Below are 24511 nucleotides of genomic sequence, written 5' to 3'. Positions count from 1 at the left end.
ATGAGCATCGAACCTTCCACCAGCGAACACTTCCTGCCCGCGCGGCGGGCGCTGGCCGACGACGTCTACGACGCCGTGCTCGGCCTGCTCATGGACCAGGTGATCGAGCCGGGCAGCCGGGCCAGCATCGACGGCATCGCGCGTCAGCTCGGCGTCTCGCCGACCCCGGTGCGGGAGGCGCTCGCCCGGCTGGAGTCCGAGGGCATGGTCGTGAAGAAGGCTCTGAAGGGCTACACCGCCGCTCCGCTGCTCGACGCGGACGGCCTCCGCGAGCTGTTCGAGATGCGGCGGCTGCTGGAGCCGTACGCCTCCCGCAACGCGGCGGGCGAGATCGACGCCGGCACGCTGGACCAGCTGGAGCAGCTCTGCGACGACATGCACCGCAGCGGTGCGGCCGCGCACACCGGCGACGACCGGTTCAAGGACTACAAGGACTTCGCGAACCAGGACGCCGAGTTCCACCGCATCATCGCGCTGCACTCGGGCAACGCCCTGCTCGCGGACGCGATCTTCCGGCTGCGCTCGCACATGCACCAGTACCGCATCTACTTCAAGCACGGCGTGGTCGAGGAGACCTCGGGCGAGCACGAGGCGGTGCTGGAGGCGCTGCGGGCCGGCGATGGCAAGCGCGCCGAGAAGGCGATGCTCGACCACATCACGAAGTCGTACACGCGCATCGCCACGAGCCTGGAGGACGGCGAGGCGTAGCAGCCTTCCGTCCGCTCATCGAGACGCCCGCGAGCCGCTGTGCTCGGGGGCGTCTTCGCGTCGCGGTCCGGGTGCGACGGCACAGCGTTTCGTGTTTCTGCGCTGGCGTCCGACCGGCTATATCCAATAGGATGTTGTCTATGAGTACCGTGACCGGCTTCGAGACCCTGGACGTGCGGTTCGAGACGTCCGCCCTCCTCGACGGCTCCGACGCGATGAATCCCGACCCCGACTACTCCGCCGCCTACCTCCGCGTGAGCACCGACGCTCCCGACGGGTTGGAAGGCCACTCCTTCGTCTTCACGATCGGCCGCGGCAACGATGTCCAGGTCGCCGCGATCGAAGCCGTCGCCCACCGCGTGATCGGGCGCGATGTGGAGGCGATCCTCGGCGATCTGGGGGGCTTCTGGCGGGAGTTCGTCCACGACTCGCAGCTGCGCTGGCTCGGGCCGGAGAAGGGCGCGATGCACATGGCCATCGGCGCCGTGGTCAACGCGTTCTGGGACCTCAAGGCCAAGCGCGCCGGCCTCCCGCTGTGGCAGCTGCTCGCCCGGATGACGCCGGAGGAGCTGGTCGACCTGGTCGACTTCCGCTACCTCAGCGACGCCCTGACCCGCCAGGACGCCCTGGCGATTCTGCGGGCGGCGGAGCCGGGCCGCGCCGCCCGGGAGGCCGAGCTCCTGCGTACCGGCTATCCCGGTTACACGACCACCCCCGGCTGGCTCGGCTACTCGGACGACAAGCTGCGCCGCCTGGCGCGCGAGGCGGTGGACGAGGGTTTCGAGCAGATCAAGCTCAAAGTCGGGGACCGGCTGGAGGACGACGTGCGCCGCCTCGGCATCGCGCGCGAGGAGGTCGGCCCGGACATCCGCATCGCGATCGACGCCAACCAGCGCTGGGACCGCGACCAGGCGATCGAGTGGATCCACGCCCTCGAGCCGTTCGACCTCGCCTGGGTCGAGGAGCCGACCAGCCCGGACGACGTCCTCGCGCACGCCGCGATCGCGCGAGCGGTCGCCCCGGTGCGCATCGCCACGGGCGAGCACGGGATGAGTCGCGTGCTGTTCAAGCAGCTGCTGCAGGCCGGCGCGGCGGCGATCGTCCAGATCGACTCGACCCGGGTCGCCGGCGTGAACGAGAACATCGCGATCCTGCTGCTGGCGGCGAAGTTCGGCGTGCCGGTGTGTCCGCACGCGGGCGGCGTGGGGCTCTGCGAGGCGGTGCAGCACTTCTCGATGTTCGACTTCGTCGCCGTCTCCGGAACGCAGGAGGGCCGGATGATCGAGTACACCAAGCACCTGCACGAGCACTTCGTCACACCGGTGGAGCTGTCCGGCGGCCGCTACCGCGCCCCGCTCACGCCGGGCATCGGCATGGAGATGCTCCCCGAATCGCTCTACGCGCACCGGTACTTCGAGGCTCCCGCGCCCGTCCTGGGCTGACGCGGCCGGCACCGCGCGGGGCACGCGAAACGCCCCCGTTCTCCTGACGGAACGGGGGCGTCTCGCGTCGGTGCGCGTCAGCGGCGTGGGCGCAGGGAGTACATCCCGCCGTCGACGGCGAGGATGACGCCGTTTGTCGAGGCGGAGCGCGGCGACGCCAGGTAGGCGACGGCGTCGGCGACCTCCTGCGGCTGCACGAGCCGGCCGCTGGGCTGGCGGGCCTCCAGGGCGGCGCGCTCGGCGTCCGGGTCGGCGGCGCTGTCCAGCAGCCTCCCGACCCACGGGGTGTCCGCCGTGCCGGGAGCGACCGCGTTGACGCGGATCCCGAACGGCAGGCAGTCGGCGGCGATCGCGAGGGTCATGGCCGAGATCGCGCCTTTGGAGGCGGAGTAGAGCACGCGCTGCGGGAGGCCGGCCCACGCGGCGATGGAACTGGTCAGCACGACGGCGGGCGCCGGCGACTCCTTGAGATGCGGCATGGCGTGGCGGATGGTCCGGGCGGAGCCGATGACGTTGACGTTGAGGACGCGCGCCCACTCCGCGTCGTCGTTGGCCTCCACGTCCCCCTGCGCGCCGATGCCCGCGTTCGCGATCACGATGTCCAGGCGGCCGGCGTCGGCCACCACTTCCTCCATCGCGGAGCGCACGCTCGCGTCGTCGCCGATGTCGCAGCGGACGCCGGTGTGCGGCGCGGTGACGGCCTCCACGTTCAGGTCGAGAGCGTAGACGCGTGCGCCCTGGCTCGCCAGCTCGTCCGCGATGGCCTTGCCGAGGCCGGATGCTCCGCCCGTGACCGCGGCCACGAGCCCTTCGAAGTCGGACAACGTCGTCTCCTTGTCGGTGGTGCGGGTGGTGGGGGTGCCGGAATGAGCTCAGACGGCCGGGCGGACCGTGCTCGCCTGCTCGCCCAGCCCGTCGATGCCGAGCCGGACCTCGTCGCCGGCGCCGAGGTACGGGAAGCGGCCGGACAGTCCGACGCCCTCGGGGGTGCCGGTGTTGATCAGGTCGCCGGGCTCCAGCACGGTGAACTGCGAGAGCCGGTAGACGATCTCCGCGACGCCGAAGATGAGGTCGGAGGTGGAGGAGTCCTGTCGGACCCCACCGTTCACGGTCGACCAGATCCGCAGTCCGGAGCCGTCGCCGACCTGCGCCGTCGGCACGAGCCACGGGCCCAGCGGGTTGAAGGTCTCGAAGCTCTTGCCCTTGCTCCACTGGCCCAGCGAGCGCTGCAGCTGGTACTCGCGCTCGGACACGTCGTTCGCGACGGCGAAGCCGGCGATGTGGCCCAGCGCCTCCTCGGGGGAGGAGAGGTAGCGGGCGCGCGTCCCGATGACGGCGGCGAGCTCGACCTCCCAGTCGGTCGTCGTGGAACCCGGTGGGAGGAGGATGTCGTCGTTCGGCCCGACGACGGTGTTCGGGTGCTTGTAGAAGACGACGATGTCGCTCGGCGGCTCGGAGCCCGACTCGCGCGCGTGGGCCGCGTAGTTCATGCCGATGCAGATGACGGCCTGCGGGCGCGCGATCGGCGCGCCAACGCGGAGTCCGGCGGTGTCGACCGCGGGCAGCTCGCCGGCGAGGGCGGCGGCTTCGGCCCGGGCCAGGCCGTCGGCCGCGAGGAAGGCGCCGTCGATGTCGGCGGTCAACGGGCGCAGGTCCCAGGCGGTCTCGCCGTCGCTGACGACCGGGATCTCCGCGCCGACGGCGCCGAGTCGCATGAAACGCATGGAGGGTCCTTTCGGGGTTCCGTTCACCGGGGCTTCCGTCGCCCACGTCCAGCCTATTACTATTTCCTATAGGAATCCAAGATCAGGCCGCCGGAAGGAATCCCATGCGCGTCGCCCTGCACTCCGTCCTCCGCGAAGGCCACGAGGCCGCGTACGAGGAGGCGCACGTCGTCATCCCCGAGGACCTCGCGGACTCGTTCGCCCGGCTCGGCATCCACGACTGGACGATCTGGCGCAGCGGCCGTGATCTCTTCCACCTGGTCGAGTGCGACGACTTCGCGGCGGCCATGCGCGCGCTGGACGACGACCCCGCCAACCAGCGCTGGCAGGCCTTCATCAACCAGCACGTCGACCACTTCGCCACGACGGCGACCGGCCCCGAGGGGATGGTACTGGGGGAGGTCTGGCGGCTGGCGGAGCAGCGGGGCTGAGCCCTACCGCCGCGTCGTGCTCGCCCGCACCACCAGCTCCGGCTGGTACAGCACGCGCCGCGCCTCCAATTCCGGGTCATCCGCCTCCTCCAGCAGGATCTGCACCGCCGTCTCACCGATCAGGTGGCTCGGCTGGCGGATCGACGTGAGCGGCACGACCGAGGCCCCGGCGAACTGGATGTCGTCGTAGCCGATCAGCGCGATGTCGTCGGGGACCGCGAGCGTGCCGTCGATGAACAGCGTCTGCAGCAGGCCGATCGCGAGGAGGTCGTTCGCGGCGAAGACCGCGTCGGGGCGGTCCCCCGGAGCGCGGTCGGCGATCGCCTGGCCGGCGCGGCGGCCCTCCAGGACGTTGAGCGCGTCCACGTCGACGACCTCCAGTGTCACGCCGGGATGCCGCTCGACGACCGAGCGGGCTCCGGCGAGGCGGTCGGCGACCTGCTGGATCGCCATCGGGCCGCCGACGAATGCGATGCGCGTGCGGCCGGTCTCGATGAGGTGCGTCGCGGCCATCGCGCCGCCCGCCACGTCGTCCACGGAGACCGAGCTGAACGTGCTGTCGCTGCTGACCCGGTCGACCAGGACGGCGGGGATGCCGCGGTCGCGCATCCTGCGCAGCCGCGCCGCCGCGTCGCCGACCGGGGCGAGCAGCACGCCGCGCACCCGGAGCTCCTCGAACAGGTTGAGGTAGCCCGACTCCCGGTCCTGGCGCTCGGTGCTGTTGCCGACGATCACCGAGTAGCCGGCGTCCGCTGCCGCATTCTCGGCGGCCGTGGCCACGTCGGTGAAGAAGGGGTTGGCGCCGCTCAGGCTGATCAGCCCGATCGCCTGGCTGTGCCCGAGGCGCAGCTGGCGGGCGGCCTCGTTGCGCACGTAGGACAGCTTCTCCATCGCACGATGCACCCGTTCGACCGTCTCGGCGGACACGATCTCGGGCCGGTTGAGCACGTTGGACACCGTCCCGACGGACACCTGGGCCAGTGCTGCGACGTCCTTGACGCTTGCGGAAGCCATAGTGATTCCCCTCTCGCCGGTCATCGTAACGGATACGTCGGTTGAATCGAAACAATTTTCAACTCGTTCGCGATGGGAGTGATCTTGCATGCGACTTGGTTTCAGTTAAATACCAGGCCACGAGCATTTTATCGAAACAAGAAACAAGATCACATTCCTTGAACACACGATTCAATACAGAAATCCACCGTCGTTACTGAATCGACACAATTCGTTCTTGACGTAATCCCTTCCAGGCCATACCTTCATGTGAAGCGTTTCAAAACACCCCACCATCAGGGGCGGGAGCGCCCCGAATACAAGGAGGTATTTGATGTTCTCTCGCAGGTCGACGACCCGGTTCGTCGCCACGCTCGGCGGAATCGCCATCGCAGCCCTGGCCCTCGCCGGCTGCAGCTCGTCCGGCTCGAGCGGCTCCACCACCATCTCGCTGCTCGCCGGCGGGAACGACCCCGTGAACACGAAGTTCGCGAACGACCTGGCGACCGCGTTCCACAAGGCCAACCCGACGATCACCGTCAAGGTCGAGACGCGGCCCGGCGGCACCGATGGGGACAACCTCATCAAGACCCGTCTCTCCACCGGAGACATGAACGACGTCTTCCTCTACAACTCGGGATCGCTCTTCCAGGCGCTCCACCCCGACACCCAGCTCCAGCCGCTCACCGACGAAGCCTGGGTGAAGGACCTCACGAGCGACTTCAAGAAGACCGTCAGCACCAGCAAGGGCGTGTACGGCGCACCCTGGGGCACGACCTTCGACGGCGGCATCATGTACAACAAGAAGGTCTACGAGAAGCTCGGTCTGTCGGTGCCGACCACCTGGAGCGACTTCATCAGCAACAGCGAGAAGATCAAGGCGGCCGGTATCGCGCCCGTGATCCAGTCGTATGGAGACACCTGGACCAGCCAGCTCTTCGTGCTCGCCGACTTCGCCAACGTCAGCGCAAAGGACCCGAGCTGGGCCGATGACTACACGGCCAACAAGTCCAACGCGAAGTACGCCAAGGCGCCGGCGCTTGCGGGCTTCACCCACACGCAGGAGATCTTCGACAAGGGTCTGATGAACAAGGACTACGCGTCCCTGACCAACGTCAACGCCCTCAAGATGCTCGCCACGGGCGAGGGCGCCCAGTACCCGATGATCACCACCGTGATCGGCAACGTCGTGCAGTCGAACCCCGACCAGGTCAACGACATCGGCTACTTCGCGATGCCGACGGACTCCGGCGACCCGCACGCCACGGTCTGGGAGTCGAACGGCGCCTACATCCCCAAGACGACCTCGGGAGACAAGCTGACCGCAGCGAAGAAGCTCGTCGCGTTCATCAACTCGCCCACCGGCTGCGACCTGCAGAACCAGGTCGGAACGCCTGCCGGCCCGTTCGCGATCAGCACCTGCAAGGTCCCGGACAGCGCCCCCGCGCTGGTCAAGGACGAACTCAAGTACCAGGACGACAAGAAGACGGGCCTGGCGCTCGAGTTCCTGTCGCCGATCAAGGGCCCGAACCTGGAGAAGATCCTGATCCAGGTCGGCTCGGGCATCTCCTCCGGCACGGCGGGCGCCGCCCTGTACGACCAGGACGTGAAGGCCCAGGCCCAGCAGCTCGGCATCAAGGGCTGGTGAGCCCGTCCGGGCCGGCGCTGCGGCGCCGGCCCGGACACCACACACCCCCAGAAGACTCGACGAGGAGCAGACTATGTCGACGGCAAGCCCCGCGACCGCGTCCCAAGCGGCCGACATCATCACCGAGGTGGGGGCCTCGGAGAAGAACAGACCACGGAAGAGCCGGATGCGCTCCGCCTACCCGACCTGGTTCTTCATCCCCGCGATCGTCCTCTATGTCGTCTTCTTCGCGATCCCGACGGTCTCGTCCTTCTACTTCTCGCTGACCCGCTGGTCGCTGTTCGACTCGACGTTCATCGGGTTCGCGAACTACGTGCAGTTCTTCCAGGACCCGCAGCTCTACACGAGCTTCATCCACACGCTGATCTACGCGGTGCTGACCTCCGGCGCGAAGGTGGTCATCGGCTTCCTGCTCGCGCTGCTGCTGACCTCCCCGGTCGTGGGCCGCGGCTACCTGCGGGCGGTCGTGTTCTTCCCTGTGCTGCTGTCGACCATCGGCGTCGGCATCCTGTGGAAGTCGCTGCTCGACCCGTTCCACGGCATGGTGAACGCGGTGCTCGGCTTCTTCGGCCTCCCGCAGCCCGGCTGGTTCACCGACCCGAACCTCGCTCTGTACACGATCGCCGGCGTCGACATCTGGAAGGGCGTGGGCATCGCGACGCTCATCTTCATGGCCGGCATCGTGGCCATCCCGAACGAGTACTACGAGGCGGCCCGGATCGACGGCGCGGGCGGATGGAACATCCTGCGCCGCATCACGATCCCGCTCTCCCGCGGCGCGACGGCGACGGTCATCATCCTGTCGCTGATCGGCGGTCTGCGTTCGTTCGACATCATCTGGGCGACCACCGGAGGCGGCCCCGGCTTCACCAGCGACGTGCTCGCGTCGGTGATCTACAAGCAGTACCAGGCCGGGTTCTACGGCCTCTCCACGGCGGGCAACGTCGTCCTCTTCCTCGTGGTGACGCTGATCATGGTGCCGCTCTCGTACGTCCTGAACAGAAAGCAGGTGGAGCTGTGACCCGCACGAAGATCCGTGCCTGGATCGTCGGCGTCGTCGCGATCCTCGTCTCCGTCGTCGTCTTCCTCGTGCCGTTCGCCTTCGTGGTGCTGCAGGCGGCCAAGACCCCGGAGGACGCCTCCAGCCTCGCCTTCACCTGGCCGAAGGAGTGGCAGTTCTTCCCGAACCTGATCGCGGTGCTGCAGAGCGGCGACGGACTGATCTGGCGGGCGTTCCTCAACTCGTTCATCCTCACCGTCGGGTCGGTGGCGCTCATGGTGGTGCTGTCGGCGATGGCGGGCTACGTGCTCGCCCGTAAGCGCAGCAAGTGGGGACCGGTGGTCAACTTCTTCGTGCTGGCCGGCCTGATCGTGCCGCCCGCGGTGGTGCCGACCATCTGGGTGCTGCAGGGGACGGGCCTCTACAAGACGATGCCGGGCATGATCCTGATCGAGACGACCTTCGGGCTGTCGTTCTGCATCCTGCTCTTCCGGGCCTTCTTCAACACCGTGCCGAGGGAGCTGGACGAGGCTGCGGTGCTGGACGGAGCGGGCCGGGTGCGGCTGTTCTTCCAGGTCATCCTGCCGTTGCTGAAGCCGGTCATCGTGACCGTGATCGTCGTTCAGTCGGTCTTCGTCTTCAACGACTTCGCCGGACCGCTGTACTTCCTGCCGGGCTCGGACAACGCCACGGTGCAGACGACGCTCTACACCTTCGCCGGGCAGAACCTGAGCTTCTACAACCTGCTCTTCATGGACATCCTGCTCATCACCATCCCGCCGCTGGTCGCGTACATCTTCTTCAACCGGCAGATCGTCGCCGGCATGACGAGCGGCGCGATCAAGGGCTGACGGCCTCCGTCCACGAACAACGAACACCGAAAACGAACACGAAACCGGAGACACGAACATGACTTGGCACGCCCAGATGATCGCCGCCGACCAGGCCTTCGATGGAGCCCCGCTGCTGCGCAGGGAGTTCGCGCTGGAGGGCGGCCACGGCGCCGTCGCCCGCGCGACCCTCACGCTCACCGCTCAGGGGGTGGTCGAGGCCTGGCTGAACGGCCGTCCCGTCTCGGACGACGTGCTCACGCCCGGCTGGAGCAGCTACGAGTGGCGACTGCGCTACGCGACGTACGACGTGACCGAGCTGGTCGAGGCGACGACAGTCCTCGGCCTCGCCCTCGGCAAGGGCTGGTTCGGCGGACGCCTCGGCTGGACAGGAGGCGCCGCCTGGTACGGCGACACCCAGGGCGCGTTCGCCCAGCTGGAGGTGGAGTTCGCCGACGGAAGCACGCAGCTGATCGCCACCGACGACAGCTGGGCCAGCGGGCCGAGCGCCGTCCTCGCGAACGACCTGTACGACGGCGAGACCATCGACGCCCGCCTCCGCGACGACGCCTGGAAGCTCCCCGGCTTCGCGGGCGACGGCTGGACCGGAACGCACGCGATCGAATTCGACACCGCCAAGCTGGAACCGTACATCGGACCCTCCGTGAAGCGCTGGGCCGCCCTCCCTGTGCAGGAGATCAGCACCTCGCCATCGGGCAAGACCCTGATCGACTTCGGCCAGAACCTGGTCGGCTGGATCAAGGTGCGCGTGCAGGGGCCGGCCGGCACCGAGGTCACCATCCGCCACGCCGAGGTGCTGGAGCACGGCGAGCTGGGCGTGCGCCCGCTCCGCACCGCGCAGGCGACCGACCACTACCTGCTCAGCGGTGGCGTGGACGAGTTCGAGCCGACCTTCACCTTCCACGGCTTCCGCTACGCGGAGGTCACCGGCTGGCCGGGCGACCTGAGGGCGGAGGACCTGACCGCCATCGCGATCGGCTCGGAGCTGACCCGCATCGGCGAGTTCAGCAGCTCCGACCCGCTGCTGAACCAGTTCCACGAGAATGTCGTCTGGGGCATGCGCGGCAACTTCGTCGACGTCCCCACCGACTGCCCGCAGCGCGACGAGCGCCTCGGCTGGACCGGCGACATCGCCGCGTTCGCGCCGACCGCGGCCTACCTCTACGACGTGGACGCGTTCCTCTCCGACTGGCTCGTGGACCTCGACCTGGAGCAGCAGCATAACGACGGGATCGTCGGCTTCGTCATCCCGGACGTGCTGAAGTACATGCCGCACCCGGAGGACTTCGGCAAGCCGAACACGACGGCCCTCTGGAGCGACGCCGCGGTCTGGGTGCCGTGGGACCTCTACGAGGCGTACGGCGACACCGCCGTGCTGGAGCGCCAGTTCGACTCGATGGCGTCGCACGTGCGCCGGGTGAAGTCGCTGCTCTCGCCGGCCGGCGTCTGGGACGGCAACTTCCAGTTCGGCGACTGGCTCGACCCGGACGCGCCGCCGGAGGACCCGGCGAAGGCGAAGGCGGACAAGGGCGTCGTCGCGACCGCGTGCGCCTACCGGTCCGCGCGCATCCTGGCCGACACCGCGGCACTGCTCGGCCGCACGGCGGAGCAGGCGGAGTTCGAGGCGCACGCCGCCGACCTCCGCGCCGCCTTCAACAGGGAGTACGTCTCGGGCGGCGTCGTGCTCAGCGACTGCACCACGGTGTACTCGCTCGCGATCGTGTTCGGGTTGCTGGACGAGGCCGACGTCGCGTTCGCGGGCGACCGTCTCGCCGAGCTCGCGGCCGAGGCCGGCTACCGCATCTCCACCGGGTTCGCCGGCACGCCGTTCATCGCGGACGCGCTCACCCAGACCGGCCACACCGACGTCGCCTACCGGCTGCTGCTGGAGAAGGAGTGCCCGTCGTGGCTCTACCCGGTGACGATGGGTGCGACCACGGTGTGGGAGCGCTGGGACTCGATGCTGCCGGACGGCACCATCAACCCGGGCCAGATGACCTCCTTCAACCACTACGCGCTCGGCGCCGTGGCTGACTGGATGCACCGGGTCGTCGGAGGTCTCGCGCCGCTCACGCCGGGTTACGCGTCGGTGCTGGTCGCCCCGCAGCCGGGTGGCGGCCTGACGGAAGCGGCGACCTCGCTGGAGACCCGGCACGGCCGGGTGTCGGTGCGCTGGAGCCTCGACGGCGATCTGCTGACGGTCGACGCCGAGCTCCCGGAGGGCGTCGACGGCATCCTGCGGCTCCCCGGCCGCGAGGACCAGCTGCTGAGCGGGGGACCGGTCTCGGTCACCGCGGAGGTTCCCTCGTCCGTGGGCGCTGTGCGCTGACGACGGACCGACGGGAGTGATCGACCATGCGGCGCGTGTCTCTGCTCGGCGGCGCGCCGCATGGGCGTTCGGAAGATCGACGAGAGCACTGAGGACGAGGGAGTGGACGTGGAACGGGTGTGCTTCACGATGCGGCTGAAGCCGGAGCGGGTCGCAGACTACCTGGCTGCGCACGAGACCGTCTGGCCGGAGATGCTCGACGCACTGCGCGAGACCGGCTGGTCCGACTACTCCCTCTTCGTCGATCGGGAGGAAGCGCTCGTCGTCGGGTTCCTCGAGACCGACGACTTCGAAGGCGCGATCGCCGCGATGAACGAGCGCGAGGTCAACGCGCGCTGGCAGGCCACGATGGCCGGCTTCTTCGCGGAGGAGACCGCTCCGGACCGCACGATGAAGCGGCTGACCGAATATTTCCGCTTGCGCGGTGGAGCTGAGGGCAGCGCGGAGCGATGCTGCGACCCCAGCGCCGAGGGAGCCTGCGACCGAGGTTCACACGTAACCCGCCCCGACCAAGCGTCTTAACCCACCCCATTCCGACCGAAAGGGAGACCATGACCCTCACCGACGACATCCGCTCGCAGCTCGCACTGCAGGCGATCGAGCTGCCCTCCTGGGCGTTCGGCAACTCGGGGACGCGCTTCCGGGTGTTCGGCACTCCCGGCACAGCGCGCGACCCGTTCGAGAAGATCTCGGACGCGGCGCAGGTGCACAAGCACACGGGTCTCGCCCCGACGGTCGCCCTGCACATCCCGTGGGACAGGGTGGACTCCTATGCCGACCTCAAGAAGCACGCCGAGGACAACGGCGTCGAGCTGGGCACGGTCAACTCGAACACGTTCCAGGACGACGACTACAAGTTCGGGTCGGTCACACACTGGGACGACCGGATCCGCCAGAAGGCGATCGACCACCACTTCGAGTGCATCGACATCATGAACGAGACCGGGTCGCGCGACCTGAAGATCTGGCTCGCCGACGGCACGAACTACCCCGGTCAGGACTCGATGCGGGCGCGGCAGGACCGCCTGGCCGACTCGCTGGCGCAGATCTACGAGCGCATCGGCGAGGGCCAGCGGCTGGTGCTGGAGTACAAGTTCTTCGAGCCGTCGTTCTACCACACCGATGTCCCGGACTGGGGGACCAGCTACGTCCAGACGGCGGCTCTGGGTGAGCGGGCGATGGTCTGCCTGGACACCGGCCACCACGCGCCGGGCACGAACATCGAGTTCATCGTCATGCAGCTGCTGCGCCTCGGGAAGCTCGGGAGCTTCGACTTCAACAGCCGGTTCTACGCCGACGACGACCTGATCGTGGGCGCCGCCGACCCGTTCCAGCTGTTCCGGATCGTGTTCGAGGTGATCCGCGGCGGCGGTTACGCCAACCCGGATGTCGCGTTCATGCTCGACCAGTGCCACAATCTGGAGGCGAAGATCCCGGGCCAGATCCGCTCGGTGCTGAACGTTCAGGAGGCCACGGCGAAGGCGCTGCTGGTCGACACCGAGGCCCTGGCCGCCGCGCAGACGGCCGGCGACGTGCTCGCCGCCAACACCGTGTTCATGGACGCGTTCAACACGGACGTGCGCGCCGACCTGGCCGCCTGGCGCGAGGCCCGCGGCCTTCCGGCCGACCCGATGGCCGCCTACAAGGCTTCGGGCTACCAGCAGACGATCGAGACCGAGCGCGTCGGCGGCACCCAGGCCGGCTGGGGCGCCTGAGCCGCGCCGCCGCCTCCGGCACCATCCACTCGCAGACCTCCCACCGAAGGAACCACGCAGAATGACGAACGAGACCGTCGCGGCCCTCCTGGCCCGGTCGAACCGCCTCGGCGCCGACCCGAAGAACACGAACTACGCCGGCGGCAACACGTCCGCCAAGGGCATGGAGACCGACCCGGTGACGGGCGAGCCGGTCGAGCTGCTGTGGGTGAAGGGCTCCGGAGGCGACCTCGGCACGCTGACGGAGGCCGGGCTCGCGGTGCTGCGCCTCGACCGGCTGCGGGCGCTGCAGAACGTGTACCCGGGCGTCGGTCGCGAGGACGAGATGGTCGCGGCCTTCGACCATGTTCTCTTCGGGAAAGGGGGGCCGCACGGCAAAGGTGGCGCGGCGCCGTCGATCGACACGGCCATGCACGGCCTGGTCGACGCCGCGCACGTCGACCACCTGCACCCGGACTCCGGGATCGCGATCGCGACCGCGGCGGACGGGGAGGCGCTGACCTCCACGATCTTCGGCGGCCGCGTGGTGTGGGTGCCGTGGCGGCGTCCCGGCTTCCAGCTCGGCCTCGACATCGCCGCGATCAAGGCGGCGAACCCGGACGCGATCGGCACCGTCCTCGGCGGTCACGGGATCACCGCGTGGGGCGACACCTCCGAGGAGGCCGAGGCCAACTCGCTCTGGATCATCCAGACCGCCGCCGACTACATCGAGGCCAACGGCCGCCCTGAGCCGTTCGGTGCGCCGCTCGCGGGTTACGAGCCGCTGCCGGAGGCCGAGCGTCGTGCCAAGGCGGCCGCGCTCGCGCCGCACCTGCGGGCCATCGCCTCCACGGACAAGGTGCAGGTCGGGCACTTCACCGACGCGGAGGTGGTGCTCGACTTCCTCGCGTCCGCCGAGCACCCGCGGCTCGCCGCGCTCGGCACCTCCTGCCCCGACCACTTCCTCCGCACCAAGGTCAAGCCGCTGGTCCTCGACCTCCCGTCCGGCGCCTCCGTCGAGGAGTCGATCGGCCGGCTGGAGGAGCTGCACGAGCAGTACCGCGCCGACTACCAGGCCTACTACGACCGCCACGCCACGGCCGACTCGCCCGCGATCCGCGGCGCGGACCCGGCGATCGTGCTCATCCCCGGCGTCGGGATGTTCTCCTACGGCAAGGACAAGCAGACCGCCCGCGTGGCCGGCGAGTTCTATGTCAACGCGATCAATGTGATGCGCGGCGCCGAGGCGCTCTCCAGCTACGCGCCCATCGACGAGGCAGAGAAGTTCCGCATCGAGTACTGGGCGCTGGAGGAGGCCAAGCTGGCGCGCCTCCCGAAGCCGAAGCCGCTCGCCGGCCGCATCGCGCTCGTCACGGGTGCGGCCTCCGGGATCGGCAAGGCCATCGCGACCCGGCTCGCGGCCGAGGGCGCCTGCGTCGTGATCGCGGACCTCGACCTGGAGAAGGCGCAAGCCGCGGCGGCCGAGATCGGCGCTGCATCCTCTGGGAATCCTGGGGATGTCGCGCTCGGGGTCGCCGCCGACGTCACCGACGAGAAGGCCATCGACGCGGCGGTCTCCGCTGCGCTGCTGGCGTTCGGCGGCCTCGACCTCGTCGTCAACAACGCCGGCCTCTCCATCTCCAAGCCGCTGCTGGAGACCACGACCGCCGACTGGGACCTCCAGCACGACGTCATGGCGAAGGGCTCGTTCCTCGTCTCGCGCGCCGCCGCGAAGGTGCTGATCGACCAGAAGCTGGGCGGCGACATCGTCTACATCTCCTCCAAGAACTCGATCTTCGCGGGCCCGAACAACATCGCCTACTCCGCGACGAAGGCCGACCAGGCCCACCAGGTGCGCCTGCTGGCCGCCGAGCTCGGCGACCACGGCATCCGCGTCAATGGCATCAACCCGGACGGCGTCGTGCGCGGCTCCGGCATCTTCGCCGGCGGCTGGGGCGCCAAGCGCGCCGCGGTCTACGGCGTGCCCGAGGAGGAGCTGGGCCAGTACTACGCGCAGCGCACCCTGCTGAAGCGCGAGGTGCTCCCGGAGCACGTCGCCAACGCCGTGTTCGTGCTCTGCACGAGCGACCTCGACCACACCACCGGACTCCACATCCCCGTCGACGCGGGCGTCGCGGCGGCCTTCCTCCGATGAACAGGGGAGTGCGATGAGCGCAGCCGCGACCGGCGGGGTCGCCGCTGTCGACCTGGGCGCGACCAGCGGCCGCGTGATGCACGCCCGCGTCGGCGCGAACACGCTCGCGCTGACCGAGGCGGCGCGCTTCCCGAACACGCCCGTGCGGGTGTGGGAAGACGGCCGCGCGGCGCTGCACTGGGACCTGACAGGCCTGTACTCCCACGTGTTGGGAGGCCTCGGCGCCGTCGCCCGCTCCGAGCCCGGCCTCCGCAGCGTCGGCGTCGACGCCTGGGCGGTCGACTACGGCCTGCTGCGCGCCGGGAGCCTCCGCGGCGAGCCCTACCACTACCGCGACGAGCGCACCGCGGAGGGCGTCGAGCTCGTCCACGCGCGCGTCTCGCCCGAGGAGCTGTACCGCGAGGGCGGTCTCCAGTTCCTCCCGTTCAACTCGCTCTACCAGCTCGCGCTCGATCAGGCGACTGGAGCGCTGGAGGCCGCCGACGGCTTCCTCCTGGTTCCCGACCTGATCACGTACTGGCTGAGCGGGGAGGCGGTGGCCGAGCGCACCAACGCGTCCACCACCGGGCTGCTCACCGCGGCAGGTTCGTGGAATGACGCGCTGATCGGCCGGCTGGGCCTGCGGCGCTCGCTGTTCCCGTCGCTCGTGGACGCGGGAACGACCGTCGGCTCGCTGCTGCCGTCCCTCGACCTTCCGTTCGCCGGCAGCGGCCCCGCGGTCACAGCGGTTGGCTCGCACGACACCGCGTCCGCCGTGGTCGCCGTGCCGATGGACCCGTCCCGCGCCGCGTACATCTCCTGCGGCACGTGGGGCCTGGTCGGCGTCGAGCTGGAGGGCCGGATCGTCAGCGAGGAGAGCCGCGCCGCCAACTTCACCAACGAGGGCGGCGTGGACGGCCGCGTCCGCTACCTCCACAACGTCATGGGCCTGTGGCTGCTGAGCGAGTCGATCCGGGAGTGGCAGCGCCGCGGCCTCCGGGTGAGCCTGGAGAGCCTGCTGGCCGAGGCGGCCGCGCTGCCACGCCCGACCGACCTGTTCGACCCCGACGACCCGCGGTTCATGGCGCCAGGCGACCTCCCGTCGCGTATCGCGGACTGGTTCGCCGAGCGCGGCCTCCCCGCCCCCGCCAGCCCGGCCGGGATGGTCCGGGTCATCATCGAGAGCCTGGCCGAGGCCTTCGCGGCGTCGGTGCGGTCGGCCGCCGACCTGTCCGGCGTCCCCATCGAGACGGTGCACATCGTCGGCGGGGGAGCGCGCAACGCCCTGCTCTGCCAGGCGACGGCCGACCGCGTCGGCGCGCCCGTGCTGGCCGGCCCCGTGGAGGCGACGGCGCTCGGCAACGCGCTCGTCCAGGCCCGCGCCGTCGGGCTCGTGGGCGGCGACCTGGAGACCCTGCGTGCGCTGGTCGCGCGGAACTTCGCGCCGGTCCGGTACGAGCCTGCGCGCGTGGCCGTGCGCTGATGGAGCACCACGAGCGCGCCCTCGCCGGGTACGTGGTGGACGCCTCCGCCGACCCATCCGTGCTGGCCGTGATCGTGAGCGGCTCGGTCGCGCGCGGCGCAGAGCGCCCGGACTCCGACGTCGACCTCTACCTGGTGGTGACCGACGCGCGCTGGGACGAGGCCTACGCTGCCCACCGCCTGATGTACACGAGCACGGACGGCATCGGCTACGACGGCGGCTACTTCGACATCAAGCTGGCGACGCTCTCCTACCTGGACGACGCGGCCGAGCGTGGTGACGACCCGGTGCGCGACTCGTTCGCGTCCGCGCGGGTGGCGTTCAGCCGGGTCCCCGACCTGGACGAGCGACTGGCGCGGGTGGTCCAGGTGTCGGCCGCCGACTGGCAGGACCGCGTCGCGGGCTTCGTCGCGCAGTGCCGCCTGCACGGCGGCTACTTCCTGCAGCAGGCGTACGAGCACGGCGATCCGCTGCTGCTGGCGCACGCGTCGGTGCACCTGGCGACCTCGGCGGCGCGGGCGCTGCTCGCGCACAACCGGGTCTTCTTCCCGGGGCCGAAGTACCTGCGCGAGCGGGTGGCGGGTCTCGCACAGGCTCCCGAGGGCTTCGCGAACCTCCTGGACGCGGTGATCGCGACGCCGACTCCGACGACGGCCGGGGCGCTGCTGGAGGCGGTGGAGGCCGCGGTCGGGGAAGCCCTGCCCCGCGACGACACGCTTTCCCGCTTCGTGCTCGACAACGAGCTGGCATGGCGGTACCGGACGGCGCCACCGGAGTACTCGTAGCGGCGCGGTCCCCTCAGCCGCTACGCTCGTCGACGGTCCGTGACCGCGGAGAGGAGGTGAGCACCGTGATCGACCGCACGTACGGGTGCTCCCCGTCTCCGCATGCAGCGCGCGACTGACCGACACGTCGCCGGGAGCGCCATCAGGCAGCACCGAAAGGCGACCATCATGAACCTCTTCACCGACGACTCCACCGTGGACGGCGTCCGCCGTCGCGGCTTCCTGCTGGAGGGCGTCCCCGGAGTCCTCTGGACTCCTCCCGCCGGCGCTCCCGGCGCGCCCCTCATCCTGTCCGGCCATGGCGGCGGCCTCCACAAGGAGGCGCCGGGCCTGGCCGCACGTGCCCGCCGGCTCGTGCGCGATCACGGCTACAGCGTCGCCGCGATCGACGCGCCCGGTCACGGCGACCGGCCGCGGTCGGCCCGGGACCAGCGCTGGGTGGACGACATGCTCGGCGCGCGGGAGCGGGGCGAACCCCTCGATCCCGTCCTCGCCGAGTTCAACGCGTCCCTCGCCGAGCGCGCGGTGCCCGAGTGGCGGGCGACCATCGACGCGCTCCAGGGTCTCGACGACATCGGCGCGGGGCCTGTCGGCTACACCGGGATGACCCTGGCCTCCGCCATCGGCATCCCGCTCGCCGCCGCGGAGCCGCGCATCCTGGCCGCGACCTTCGGCGGGATCGGCGCGCACCGGTTCGTGCTCGACGCGGCTCGGGAGGTGAGCATCCCGATCGAGTTCCTGTTCCCGCTGGACGACGCGGAGATCAGCCGGGAGTCCCAGCTCGCGGTGTTCGACGCGTTCGGTTCGGCAGAGAAGGCTCTGCTCGGGTTCCCGGGCAGCCACTTCCGCGTTCCGGCCGAACGGCTGGACACGGGGCTGTTCCCGCGCGCCTTCGGGTAGGGCGCAGGGGGACGCGGCCTGGTCGCGTCCCCCTGCTTGCCCCGCCCCGCGACGCGGGGTAACTTCGCACCCCAAGGGGGACGCCATGACCGACGCAGACACCACCGCCTTCACCATCCGCCCGCTCGACCCCACCACTTGGGATGCCTTCGCCGCGCTCTGCGACCGCCACGCCGGCGGCGGGTTCGGCGGCTGCTACTGCACCTGGTTCCACGGCGAGAAGCACTCGGCGCCCGACTCGCGGCCCGAACGCCCGGCCGGGTCGACCAAGGAGCTGAAGCACGACCTCGTCCTGGCCGGCGACGCCCACGCCGCACTCGTCTTCGACGGCGACCTGGCCGTGGGCTGGGCACAGTTCGGCAGCCCCGAGGAGCTGCCAGGGATCCGCCACCGCAAGGAGTACCTGGAGACGACGACGAGCCTCCCGGACTACCGGATCACCTGCGTCTTCGTCGACCGGCAGTACCGCGGTCGCGGCGTCGGCCGCCTGGCGATCGCCGGCGCGCTCGACCTCATCGCGGCGGCCGGCGGCGGGGTGGTGGAGGGCTACCCGCGCGACGACGACAAGCGCGTCGCTCCGTCGTTCCTCTACAGCATGACCCGCCGCGTCTTCGAGGACGCCGGCTTCGACTACGACCGCCCCAAAGGCACGGTCAACTGCGTCATGCGCACGACCGTCGCAGCCCGCTGATCCCCCAAATTCGTGACGAATCGCGCCTTTCGTGCGGACGATCGCCACATTCGGCACGAATCGCGTGGCGCTCATTCGTGACGAATCGCGCCTTTCGCGCGTGCGATCGCCACATTCGGCACGAATCGCGCCGCGGGCAGGGTGCCTCAGCTCGCCCGCGTCGCGGTGACCTCGGTCTCCTCCAGCTCCTCGCGGGCCTCCTCGCGCGGGCTCAGCACCACGCGCGGCTTCAGGCCGCTGAACCGCACCCGCATCCCGCGGTACTTCACGAGGTAGAAGACTCCCACCAGCGCCGCCGCGAATCCGCTGGCCCCGCCGACGCCCATCGCCCAGCGCGGGCCGAACGTGTCGGCCACCCAGCCGACGATCGGGGCGCCGACCGGGGTCCCGCCCATGAAGATCGCCATGTAGATCGCCATGACCCGGCCGCGCAGGACGGGGTCGGTCGTCATCTGCACGGTGCCGTTCGCTGTGGTCATCAGCGTCTGCGACGAGACGCCGATGATGATCAGCGCGATCGCGAACAGCCAGTAGGTCGGCATGACCGCCGCGATGGTGCATCCCGCGCCGAAGAACGCGGCGCCCGCGAACAGCAGCGACACCCTCGGGCGCTCGCGCCGGGCCGCCAGCAGCGCGCCGACCACCGAGCCGATCGCCATGATCGACGACAGGAGGCCGTACTCGCCCGCGCCCTGGTGGAACACGCTCACCGACATGGTCGAGATGAAGATCGGGAAGTTGAGGCCGAACGTCCCGATCAGGAACACCATGACCAGGATGACGAGGATGTCGGGACGCTTCCGCACGTACCGGAACCCGTCGACCAGTCCGCCGCGAGAGCGCTTGGCCCGCTCCGTCCGGTACAGCTTCTCCTTGCGGAGCAGCATCAGCGACAGCAGCACCGCGCCGAACGTCGCCGCGTTGATCAGGAACACCCAGCCGGCGCCGACGGCCGCGGTCAGAAGGCCGGCGACGGCCGGGCCCAGCAGCCGCGCCGAGTTGAACGACGCCGAGTTGAGCGCGACCGCGTTGGAGAGGTTCGGGCCGGTCACCAGCTCGGATACGAACGTCTGCCGCGCGGGCGCGTCGAACGCCGCGACGACGCCGAGCAGCAGCGCGAACACGTACACGTGCCAGAGCTGGATCACACCCGTCACGGTCAGGATGCCCAGCCCGAGCCCGAGCAGCCCCATCAGGCCCTGCGTCGCCATCAACAGCCGCCGGCGGTCGAGGTGGTCGGCGGCCCAGCCGGTCACCGGCAGCAGGATGAGCTGCGGCCCGAACTGCAGCGCCATCACGAAGCCGACCGCTGCCGCATTGTTGTGGGTGAGCTGGGTGAGGACGATCCAGTCCTGCGCCGTGCGCTGCATCCACGTGCCGACATTGGACACGAGGGCGCCGCCGGCCCAGATGCGGTAGTTGACCCCGGCGAGGGAACGGAACATGGCACTCACGAGTCGGCGATCTCCCGCATGATCGCGGCGGCCTCGGCAAGGGTCTCGCGCTGCTCGGGGGTGAGTGTGCGGAGGCGCTGGTTCAGCCAGGCGTCCCGGCGGCGGCGGGTCTCGGCGACGAGCCGGAGGCCGGACTCGGTGGGGACGACGATCACCTTGCGGCCGTCGACGGCGTCGGCGGTGCGCTGGACGTAGCCGGCCTGCTCCAGGTGATTGACGGTGCGGTTCATGGAGGGCGGGGTGACGCGCTCGTGCTCGCTCAGCCTCCCGATCGTGCCGGAGCCCTCGCGGACGAGGAAGGCCAGCGTGGAGGTCTGCGTGTCGCTCAGCTCGTCGTCCTCCTTCTCGGCGCGCAGGCGCCGGGAGAGACGCGCGACAGCGATGCGCAGCGCGCTGCTGAGGTCGTGTGTCGAGAGGCGTCCCATAGATAGTTAGCCTAACAAATTAGGCTGGCTAAATAAAACCCGTTCGCCCGTAGCGTGCGGAACCTCCCGCCCGTACGCCAGAATGAGCCCGTGCAGCGAGAGTTCAGCGCCGACGACGGCCTCCGCATCTTCTTCGACGTCTACCCGGCCGAGCGCCCGCGGGCCGCCGTGCAGGTCGCGCACGGGGTGGGGGAGCACGCCGGCCGCTACCGCGCACTCGCCGAGCACCTCGTCGCCGAGGGCTACACCGTCTACGCCGACGACCACCGCGGTCATGGCCGCACCGGGATGGAGCAGTGGCACGGCGACGCGTCCAAGCTCGGAAGGCTCGGACCCGGGGGACTCCGCGGCGCCGTCCGCGACCTCCGCACGTTCAGCCGGCTGATCCGCGACGAGAACCCGGACCTCCCGCTCGTCCTCGTCGCCCACAGCTGGGGCTCACTCATGGGCCAGATGACCCTGAACCACCACGCCGACGACTACGACGCCGCCGTGCTCACCGGCACGGCCTACCGGATGATCGGCTCCATGAACAGCGGCGACCTGAACAAGCGGCACGCGCACCTCGGCACCACGGGCGCCGAATGGCTCAGCCGCGACCCGGCCGTCGCGCAGGCGTTCGTGGACGACCCGCTCTGCACGCTCGTGCCGCTGCAGAAGCTGTTCGGGATGGCCGACGCCGCCCGCCTGCTCGGCCGGCCAGCGCGGCACCTCGCCCGCGACCTCCCGCTGCTCATCGCGGTGGGCGACGACGACCCGCTGGGAGGCCCGGCCTCCGCCCGCAAGCTGGAGCGGTCGTACCGCACCCGGTCGGGGCTGAGCGACGTGACCACGATCGTGTATCCCGGCGCGCGGCACGAGATCTTCAACGAGACGAACAAGGAGGAGGTCTACGCCGACGTCACGGCGTGGCTGGACCCTCGGCTGCCTGCGCGCAGCTGAACGCGCGACCCGCCGCGGGTCCTAGGCTGGTCCCATGCATGGTGAGTACAAGGTGCCGGGTGGCAAGCTCGTCGTCGTCGACCTGGAGGTCGTGGACGGCCTGATCTCCGGGTTCCGCCTCGCGGGCGACTTCTTCCTCGAGCCCGACACCGCGCTGGAGGCGATCGACGCCGCCGTCAACGGCCTCCCCGCCGAGGCGGACTCCAAGACCATCGCCGCCGCCGTGAAGGAGGCCCTCCCCGAGGGCGCCTCGCTGCTCGGTTTCTCGCCCGAGGCCGTCGCCGTCGCGGTGCGCCGCGCCCTCGCCCGTGCCACGAGCTGGCGCGACTACGACTGGCAGATCGTCCACGCCAAGGCCGTCTCCCCGCTGATGCACCTCGCCCTCGACGAGGTGCTGACGACCGAGGTCGGAGAGGGCCGACGCGGCCCGACCCTCCGGATCTGGGAGTGGGACGAGCCCGCCGTCGTCATCGGCAGCTTCCAGTCGGTGAAGAACGAGGTCGACCCCGTGAACGCCGAGAAGTACGGCGTGCAGGTGGTCCGCCGCATCACCGGAGGCGGCGCCATGTTCATGGAGGCCGGCTCCGTCGTCACCTACTCGATCTACGCCCCCGCCGACCTGGTGCAGGGGATGAGCTTCGCCGACAGCTACGCGTTCCTGGACGAGTGGGCCATCATCGCGCTGAAGTCGCTCGGCATCGACGCCAGCTACGTCCCGCTCAACGACATCACCAGCCCGAAGGGCAAGATCGGCGGCGCCGCCCAGAAGCGCCTCGGCTCCGGCGCCGTGCTGCACCACGTGACGATGAGCTACGACATGGACGGCCAGAAGATGACGGAGGTCCTCCGCATCGGCCGCGAGAAGATCAGCGACAAGGGCATCACCAGCGCGGCCAAGCGCGTCGACCCGCTGCGCAGCCAGACCGGCCTCAGCCGCGCCGAGATCATCGAGCAGATGAAGACGACCTTCCGCAGCCTGTACGGCGCGACGGACGGCGACCTCACCGATGCGGAGTATGCGGAGGCGGAGCGGCTGGTGGAGTCGAAGTTCGACACCGAGGACTGGCTCTACCGGGTGCCCTGACCGCGGTCGCGCTGGGGTCGCGGCGGCATCGCGGCGCGTCGCAGCCGGGCCTGCGACCTTGGTTGTTCCTGTGGGTCCGCAGAGCGTCCAGGAGGTCTCGGGTACCCTGGACGGCGTGAACTGGTGGGCCGTGATCGTGGTGGGTGTCATCGTCGTCGCGATCGTGACGGGCGTGAGACTGGGCTGGATCGACCTCTCCAACAAGGCCACCCGCGGCTCCGGCAGCATGAGCGGAGCGATCGGAGGCTCGTTCGACGAGATCTTCGCGCCCACCCGCCACGAGGCCCAGCAGGAACTCGACCGCCAGTCGTTCCTCCCGGCCCCTGCCCCGCTCCCGGGCGACGGCGGGGATGCGGGCGTGCTGGACGCGGGCAAGATCACGATCGACGTCGGCGCCGCCGGCCGCGGCCAGCGCGCCGAGGGGCGCGCGCCCTCCGAGGAGGGGCGCGCGACGACGCGCACGACGGCGTCGCACCGGAGCTGACGCACCGAAGTCCGCCGAGGGGCACGTAAACGCCCCTAAAACCGCGGAATAGGGGCGTTAACGTGCCCTTCGATAACCCCTCACCGCCGCTGCAACCCCAGGTACTCCGGGTGGTCCGCCAGCCACCGCCGCACGTACGGGCACGTCGCGACCACCCGCAGGTCCGTCCGGTCCCGCACGTCGTCCAGCGCAGCCTGCACCAGCTCCGACGCCATCCCGCGCTCGCGCTTCTCGGGGTCGACCTCCGTGTGCACGAACACGATCGCGTCGTCGCGGAGCTCGTATTCGGCGATCCCGATGACCTCGCCGTCCTTCAGCAGGGCGTAGCGGGACTGGTCGGGCTGCTTCTCGACGGTGAGGGTCATGCGGACAGGCTACCCGGCCGCCCGCCGCGCGCCCGCGGATACGGGAGAATGGAGGACATGTCCGAACCCGTCGCCGCCACGCAGCCGCTGTGGCTTCCCGACGGGCCGAGCACGGTCGTCCACGGCGACAACCTGGAGGTCGTCGCCGCGCTGCCCGACGGCGCGTTCCAGCTCATCTACCTCGACCCGCCGTTCAACACCGGGCGGTCGCAGGCGCGGCAGCGCACTACCGCGGTGCGCGCGGAGGCCGGCGCCGGCAGCGTGATCGGGTTCAAGGGCCGCAGCTACGAGCGCATCAAGGGCGACATCCTCAGCTATGACGACCGGTTCGAGGACTACTGGGGCTTCCTGGAGCCGCGGCTGATGGAGGCCTGGCGGCTGCTCGCCGACACCGGCACCCTCTACCTGCACCTCGACTACCGGGAGTCGCACTACGCGAAGGTGCTGCTCGACGCCCTGTTCGGCCGGGAGTCGTTCCTCAACGAGATCGTCTGGGCGTACGACTACGGAGCGAAGGCCAAGAACCGCTGGCCGGCGAAGCACGACACCATCCTCGTGTACGTGAAGAACCCCGGCGACTACTTCTTCGACTCCTCCGCCGTCGACCGCGAGCCCTACATGGCGCCCGGACTGGTCACCCCGGAGAAGGCCGAGCTCGGCAAGCTGCCCACCGACGTCTGGTGGCACACCATCGTGTCCCCGACCGGCCGCGAGAAGACCGGCTACCCGACGCAGAAGCCGGAGGGCGTCCTCCGCCGCATCGTGCAGGCGTCCAGCCGGGAGGGCGACTGGGTGCTCGACTTCTTCGCGGGCAGCGGCACGACCGGGGCGGTCGCGGCGGCGCTGGGGCGGCGGTTCCTGCTGGTCGACCGCAGCCCCGACGCGGTCGCGGTGATGCGCGCGCGGTTCAGCGAGCGGCCCGAGGTGCGGTTCGTCGGCTGAGG

24 protein-coding genes are annotated in these 24511 nt (G+C 70.1%); 18 read left to right on the top strand and 6 right to left on the bottom strand.

All coding sequences use genetic code 11. The annotated features are described in order from the left end of the window. Both F1C12_RS13460 and F1C12_RS13455 read left to right on the top strand, forming a co-directional pair. Positions 1-708 carry a GntR family transcriptional regulator gene (locus F1C12_RS13460; RefSeq protein ID WP_185275455.1) on the top strand — a complete coding sequence of 236 codons (708 nt, stop codon included), beginning with the start codon at positions 1-3 and terminating at the stop codon, positions 706-708. A gap of 140 nt (positions 709-848) precedes the next feature. After that, a complete protein-coding gene (locus tag F1C12_RS13455; RefSeq protein ID WP_185275454.1) occupies positions 849-2150 on the top strand; it encodes an enolase C-terminal domain-like protein in 1302 nt (433 codons plus the stop codon). Positions 2151-2227: 77 nt separating this feature from the next. On the opposite strand, the gene F1C12_RS13450 is transcribed toward F1C12_RS13455, so the two are convergent. Together F1C12_RS13450 and F1C12_RS13445 are read right to left on the bottom strand one after the other, a co-directional pair. Next, positions 2228-2974, bottom strand: coding sequence for an SDR family NAD(P)-dependent oxidoreductase (locus tag F1C12_RS13450; RefSeq protein WP_185275453.1), 747 nt, complete (start codon positions 2972-2974; stop codon positions 2228-2230). A 48-nt stretch (positions 2975-3022) separates the two neighbouring features. Then, the gene (locus F1C12_RS13445; RefSeq protein WP_185275452.1) at positions 3023-3874 is read right to left on the bottom strand and encodes a fumarylacetoacetate hydrolase family protein; all 852 of its coding nucleotides are present in this window, start codon (positions 3872-3874) and stop codon (positions 3023-3025) included. A gap of 104 nt (positions 3875-3978) precedes the next feature. Between F1C12_RS13445 and F1C12_RS13440 the strand changes: the two genes are divergently transcribed. Further along, positions 3979-4305, top strand: coding sequence for an L-rhamnose mutarotase (locus F1C12_RS13440; RefSeq protein WP_185275451.1), 327 nt, complete (start codon positions 3979-3981; stop codon positions 4303-4305). Between the two features lie 3 nt (positions 4306-4308). On the opposite strand, the gene F1C12_RS13435 is transcribed toward F1C12_RS13440, so the two are convergent. Further along, positions 4309-5319 (bottom strand): LacI family DNA-binding transcriptional regulator, encoded by a 1011-nt coding sequence (locus tag F1C12_RS13435; RefSeq protein WP_185275450.1) that lies wholly within the window; start codon positions 5317-5319, stop codon positions 4309-4311. 313 nt (positions 5320-5632) lie between these two features. Between F1C12_RS13435 and F1C12_RS13430 the strand changes: the two genes are divergently transcribed. The 11 genes from F1C12_RS13430 to F1C12_RS13380 all read left to right on the top strand — a co-directional run bounded on the left by F1C12_RS13430 (position 5633) and on the right by F1C12_RS13380 (position 18813). Next, a complete protein-coding gene (locus F1C12_RS13430) occupies positions 5633-6946 on the top strand; it encodes an ABC transporter substrate-binding protein (RefSeq protein WP_185275449.1) in 1314 nt (437 codons plus the stop codon). A gap of 73 nt (positions 6947-7019) precedes the next feature. Next, a complete protein-coding gene (locus F1C12_RS13425; protein WP_185275448.1) occupies positions 7020-7967 on the top strand; it encodes a carbohydrate ABC transporter permease in 948 nt (315 codons plus the stop codon). Continuing rightward, positions 7964-8797 (top strand): carbohydrate ABC transporter permease, encoded by an 834-nt coding sequence (locus F1C12_RS13420; RefSeq protein ID WP_185275447.1) that lies wholly within the window; start codon positions 7964-7966, stop codon positions 8795-8797. The genes F1C12_RS13425 and F1C12_RS13420 overlap by 4 nt, the downstream gene beginning before the upstream one ends. A gap of 58 nt (positions 8798-8855) precedes the next feature. Next, positions 8856-11126 carry an alpha-L-rhamnosidase gene (locus F1C12_RS13415; RefSeq protein WP_258045892.1) on the top strand — a complete coding sequence of 757 codons (2271 nt, stop codon included), beginning with the start codon at positions 8856-8858 and terminating at the stop codon, positions 11124-11126. A gap of 60 nt (positions 11127-11186) precedes the next feature. Next, entirely contained in the window at positions 11187-11648 is a 462-nt protein-coding gene (locus tag F1C12_RS13410) for an L-rhamnose mutarotase (RefSeq protein WP_185275446.1), read from the top strand. Between the two features lie 29 nt (positions 11649-11677). After that, positions 11678-12841, top strand: a complete 1164-nt coding sequence (rhaI, locus tag F1C12_RS13405; protein WP_185275445.1) for an L-rhamnose isomerase — start codon at positions 11678-11680, stop codon at positions 12839-12841. Between the two features lie 61 nt (positions 12842-12902). After that, entirely contained in the window at positions 12903-14975 is a 2073-nt protein-coding gene (locus F1C12_RS13400) for a bifunctional aldolase/short-chain dehydrogenase (RefSeq protein WP_185275444.1), read from the top strand. Positions 14976-14988: 13 nt separating this feature from the next. Beyond that, positions 14989-16437, top strand: coding sequence for a rhamnulokinase (locus tag F1C12_RS13395; RefSeq protein WP_185275443.1), 1449 nt, complete (start codon positions 14989-14991; stop codon positions 16435-16437). Continuing rightward, a complete protein-coding gene (locus F1C12_RS13390) occupies positions 16437-17222 on the top strand; it encodes a nucleotidyltransferase domain-containing protein (RefSeq protein WP_185275442.1) in 786 nt (261 codons plus the stop codon). The genes F1C12_RS13395 and F1C12_RS13390 overlap by 1 nt, the downstream gene beginning before the upstream one ends. A gap of 168 nt (positions 17223-17390) precedes the next feature. Then, complete coding sequence (locus F1C12_RS13385; protein WP_185275441.1) at positions 17391-18122, top strand: dienelactone hydrolase family protein; 732 nt, start codon at positions 17391-17393, stop codon at positions 18120-18122. Between the two features lie 85 nt (positions 18123-18207). Further along, positions 18208-18813, top strand: a complete 606-nt coding sequence (locus F1C12_RS13380; protein WP_185275440.1) for a GNAT family N-acetyltransferase — start codon at positions 18208-18210, stop codon at positions 18811-18813. A 146-nt stretch (positions 18814-18959) separates the two neighbouring features. Here F1C12_RS13380 and F1C12_RS13375 read toward each other — a convergent pair whose 3' ends face one another. Both F1C12_RS13375 and F1C12_RS13370 read right to left on the bottom strand, forming a co-directional pair. After that, a complete protein-coding gene (locus F1C12_RS13375) occupies positions 18960-20258 on the bottom strand; it encodes an MFS transporter (RefSeq protein ID WP_185275439.1) in 1299 nt (432 codons plus the stop codon). 5 nt (positions 20259-20263) lie between these two features. Then, positions 20264-20692, bottom strand: coding sequence for a MarR family winged helix-turn-helix transcriptional regulator (locus tag F1C12_RS13370; protein WP_185275438.1), 429 nt, complete (start codon positions 20690-20692; stop codon positions 20264-20266). A gap of 90 nt (positions 20693-20782) precedes the next feature. Between F1C12_RS13370 and F1C12_RS13365 the strand changes: the two genes are divergently transcribed. From F1C12_RS13365 to F1C12_RS13355, 3 genes are all read left to right on the top strand, one after another. Continuing rightward, positions 20783-21634, top strand: coding sequence for an alpha/beta fold hydrolase (locus tag F1C12_RS13365; RefSeq protein WP_185275437.1), 852 nt, complete (start codon positions 20783-20785; stop codon positions 21632-21634). A 34-nt stretch (positions 21635-21668) separates the two neighbouring features. After that, entirely contained in the window at positions 21669-22718 is a 1050-nt protein-coding gene (locus tag F1C12_RS13360; RefSeq protein WP_185275436.1) for a lipoate--protein ligase family protein, read from the top strand. A gap of 70 nt (positions 22719-22788) precedes the next feature. Next, positions 22789-23202, top strand: a complete 414-nt coding sequence (locus tag F1C12_RS13355; RefSeq protein ID WP_258045891.1) for a hypothetical protein — start codon at positions 22789-22791, stop codon at positions 23200-23202. Between the two features lie 80 nt (positions 23203-23282). On the opposite strand, the gene F1C12_RS13350 is transcribed toward F1C12_RS13355, so the two are convergent. Further along, a complete protein-coding gene (locus tag F1C12_RS13350) occupies positions 23283-23567 on the bottom strand; it encodes a GNAT family N-acetyltransferase (protein ID WP_185275435.1) in 285 nt (94 codons plus the stop codon). A gap of 57 nt (positions 23568-23624) precedes the next feature. Here F1C12_RS13350 and F1C12_RS13345 point away from each other — a divergent pair, with 57 nt between their 5' ends. After that, on the top strand, positions 23625-24509 hold the full coding sequence (locus F1C12_RS13345) for a DNA-methyltransferase (RefSeq protein WP_185275434.1): 885 nt from the start codon (positions 23625-23627) through the stop codon (positions 24507-24509). Positions 24510-24511: the final 2 nt, after the last annotated feature.

This window comes from Leifsonia shinshuensis, from assembly GCF_014217625.1.
In the GTDB taxonomy this organism is placed as follows: Bacteria; Actinomycetota; Actinomycetes; order Actinomycetales; family Microbacteriaceae; genus Leifsonia; species Leifsonia shinshuensis_A.
The sequence above is the reverse complement of the archived record's forward strand: the minus strand, read 5'-3'. Positions and strand labels throughout refer to the sequence as shown.

What these genes read in the sequence shown, in the direction of transcription:
- F1C12_RS13360 (WP_185275436.1), top strand. Translation starts at nt 21,669, where the DNA reads ATGCATGGTGAGTACAAGGTGCCGGGTGGCAAGCTCGTCGTCGTCGAC.
- F1C12_RS13430 (WP_185275449.1), top strand. Translation starts at nt 5,633, where the DNA reads ATGTTCTCTCGCAGGTCGACGACCCGGTTCGTCGCCACGCTCGGCGGA.
- F1C12_RS13380 (WP_185275440.1), top strand. Translation starts at nt 18,208, where the DNA reads ATGACCGACGCAGACACCACCGCCTTCACCATCCGCCCGCTCGACCCC.
- F1C12_RS13400 (WP_185275444.1), top strand. Translation starts at nt 12,903, where the DNA reads ATGACGAACGAGACCGTCGCGGCCCTCCTGGCCCGGTCGAACCGCCTC.
- F1C12_RS13385 (WP_185275441.1), top strand. Translation starts at nt 17,391, where the DNA reads ATGAACCTCTTCACCGACGACTCCACCGTGGACGGCGTCCGCCGTCGC.
- F1C12_RS13415 (WP_258045892.1), top strand. Translation starts at nt 8,856, where the DNA reads ATGACTTGGCACGCCCAGATGATCGCCGCCGACCAGGCCTTCGATGGA.
- F1C12_RS13395 (WP_185275443.1), top strand. Translation starts at nt 14,989, where the DNA reads ATGAGCGCAGCCGCGACCGGCGGGGTCGCCGCTGTCGACCTGGGCGCG.
- F1C12_RS13390 (WP_185275442.1), top strand. Translation starts at nt 16,437, where the DNA reads ATGGAGCACCACGAGCGCGCCCTCGCCGGGTACGTGGTGGACGCCTCC.
- F1C12_RS13345 (WP_185275434.1), top strand. Translation starts at nt 23,625, where the DNA reads ATGTCCGAACCCGTCGCCGCCACGCAGCCGCTGTGGCTTCCCGACGGG.
- F1C12_RS13445 (WP_185275452.1), bottom strand. Translation starts at nt 3,874, where the DNA reads ATGCGTTTCATGCGACTCGGCGCCGTCGGCGCGGAGATCCCGGTCGTC.
- F1C12_RS13350 (WP_185275435.1), bottom strand. Translation starts at nt 23,567, where the DNA reads ATGACCCTCACCGTCGAGAAGCAGCCCGACCAGTCCCGCTACGCCCTG.
- F1C12_RS13455 (WP_185275454.1), top strand. Translation starts at nt 849, where the DNA reads ATGAGTACCGTGACCGGCTTCGAGACCCTGGACGTGCGGTTCGAGACG.
- F1C12_RS13440 (WP_185275451.1), top strand. Translation starts at nt 3,979, where the DNA reads ATGCGCGTCGCCCTGCACTCCGTCCTCCGCGAAGGCCACGAGGCCGCG.
- F1C12_RS13370 (WP_185275438.1), bottom strand. Translation starts at nt 20,692, where the DNA reads ATGGGACGCCTCTCGACACACGACCTCAGCAGCGCGCTGCGCATCGCT.
- F1C12_RS13375 (WP_185275439.1), bottom strand. Translation starts at nt 20,258, where the DNA reads ATGTTCCGTTCCCTCGCCGGGGTCAACTACCGCATCTGGGCCGGCGGC.
- F1C12_RS13410 (WP_185275446.1), top strand. Translation starts at nt 11,187, where the DNA reads ATGGGCGTTCGGAAGATCGACGAGAGCACTGAGGACGAGGGAGTGGAC.
- rhaI (WP_185275445.1), top strand. Translation starts at nt 11,678, where the DNA reads ATGACCCTCACCGACGACATCCGCTCGCAGCTCGCACTGCAGGCGATC.
- F1C12_RS13425 (WP_185275448.1), top strand. Translation starts at nt 7,020, where the DNA reads ATGTCGACGGCAAGCCCCGCGACCGCGTCCCAAGCGGCCGACATCATC.
- F1C12_RS13460 (WP_185275455.1), top strand. Translation starts at nt 1, where the DNA reads ATGAGCATCGAACCTTCCACCAGCGAACACTTCCTGCCCGCGCGGCGG.
- F1C12_RS13435 (WP_185275450.1), bottom strand. Translation starts at nt 5,319, where the DNA reads ATGGCTTCCGCAAGCGTCAAGGACGTCGCAGCACTGGCCCAGGTGTCC.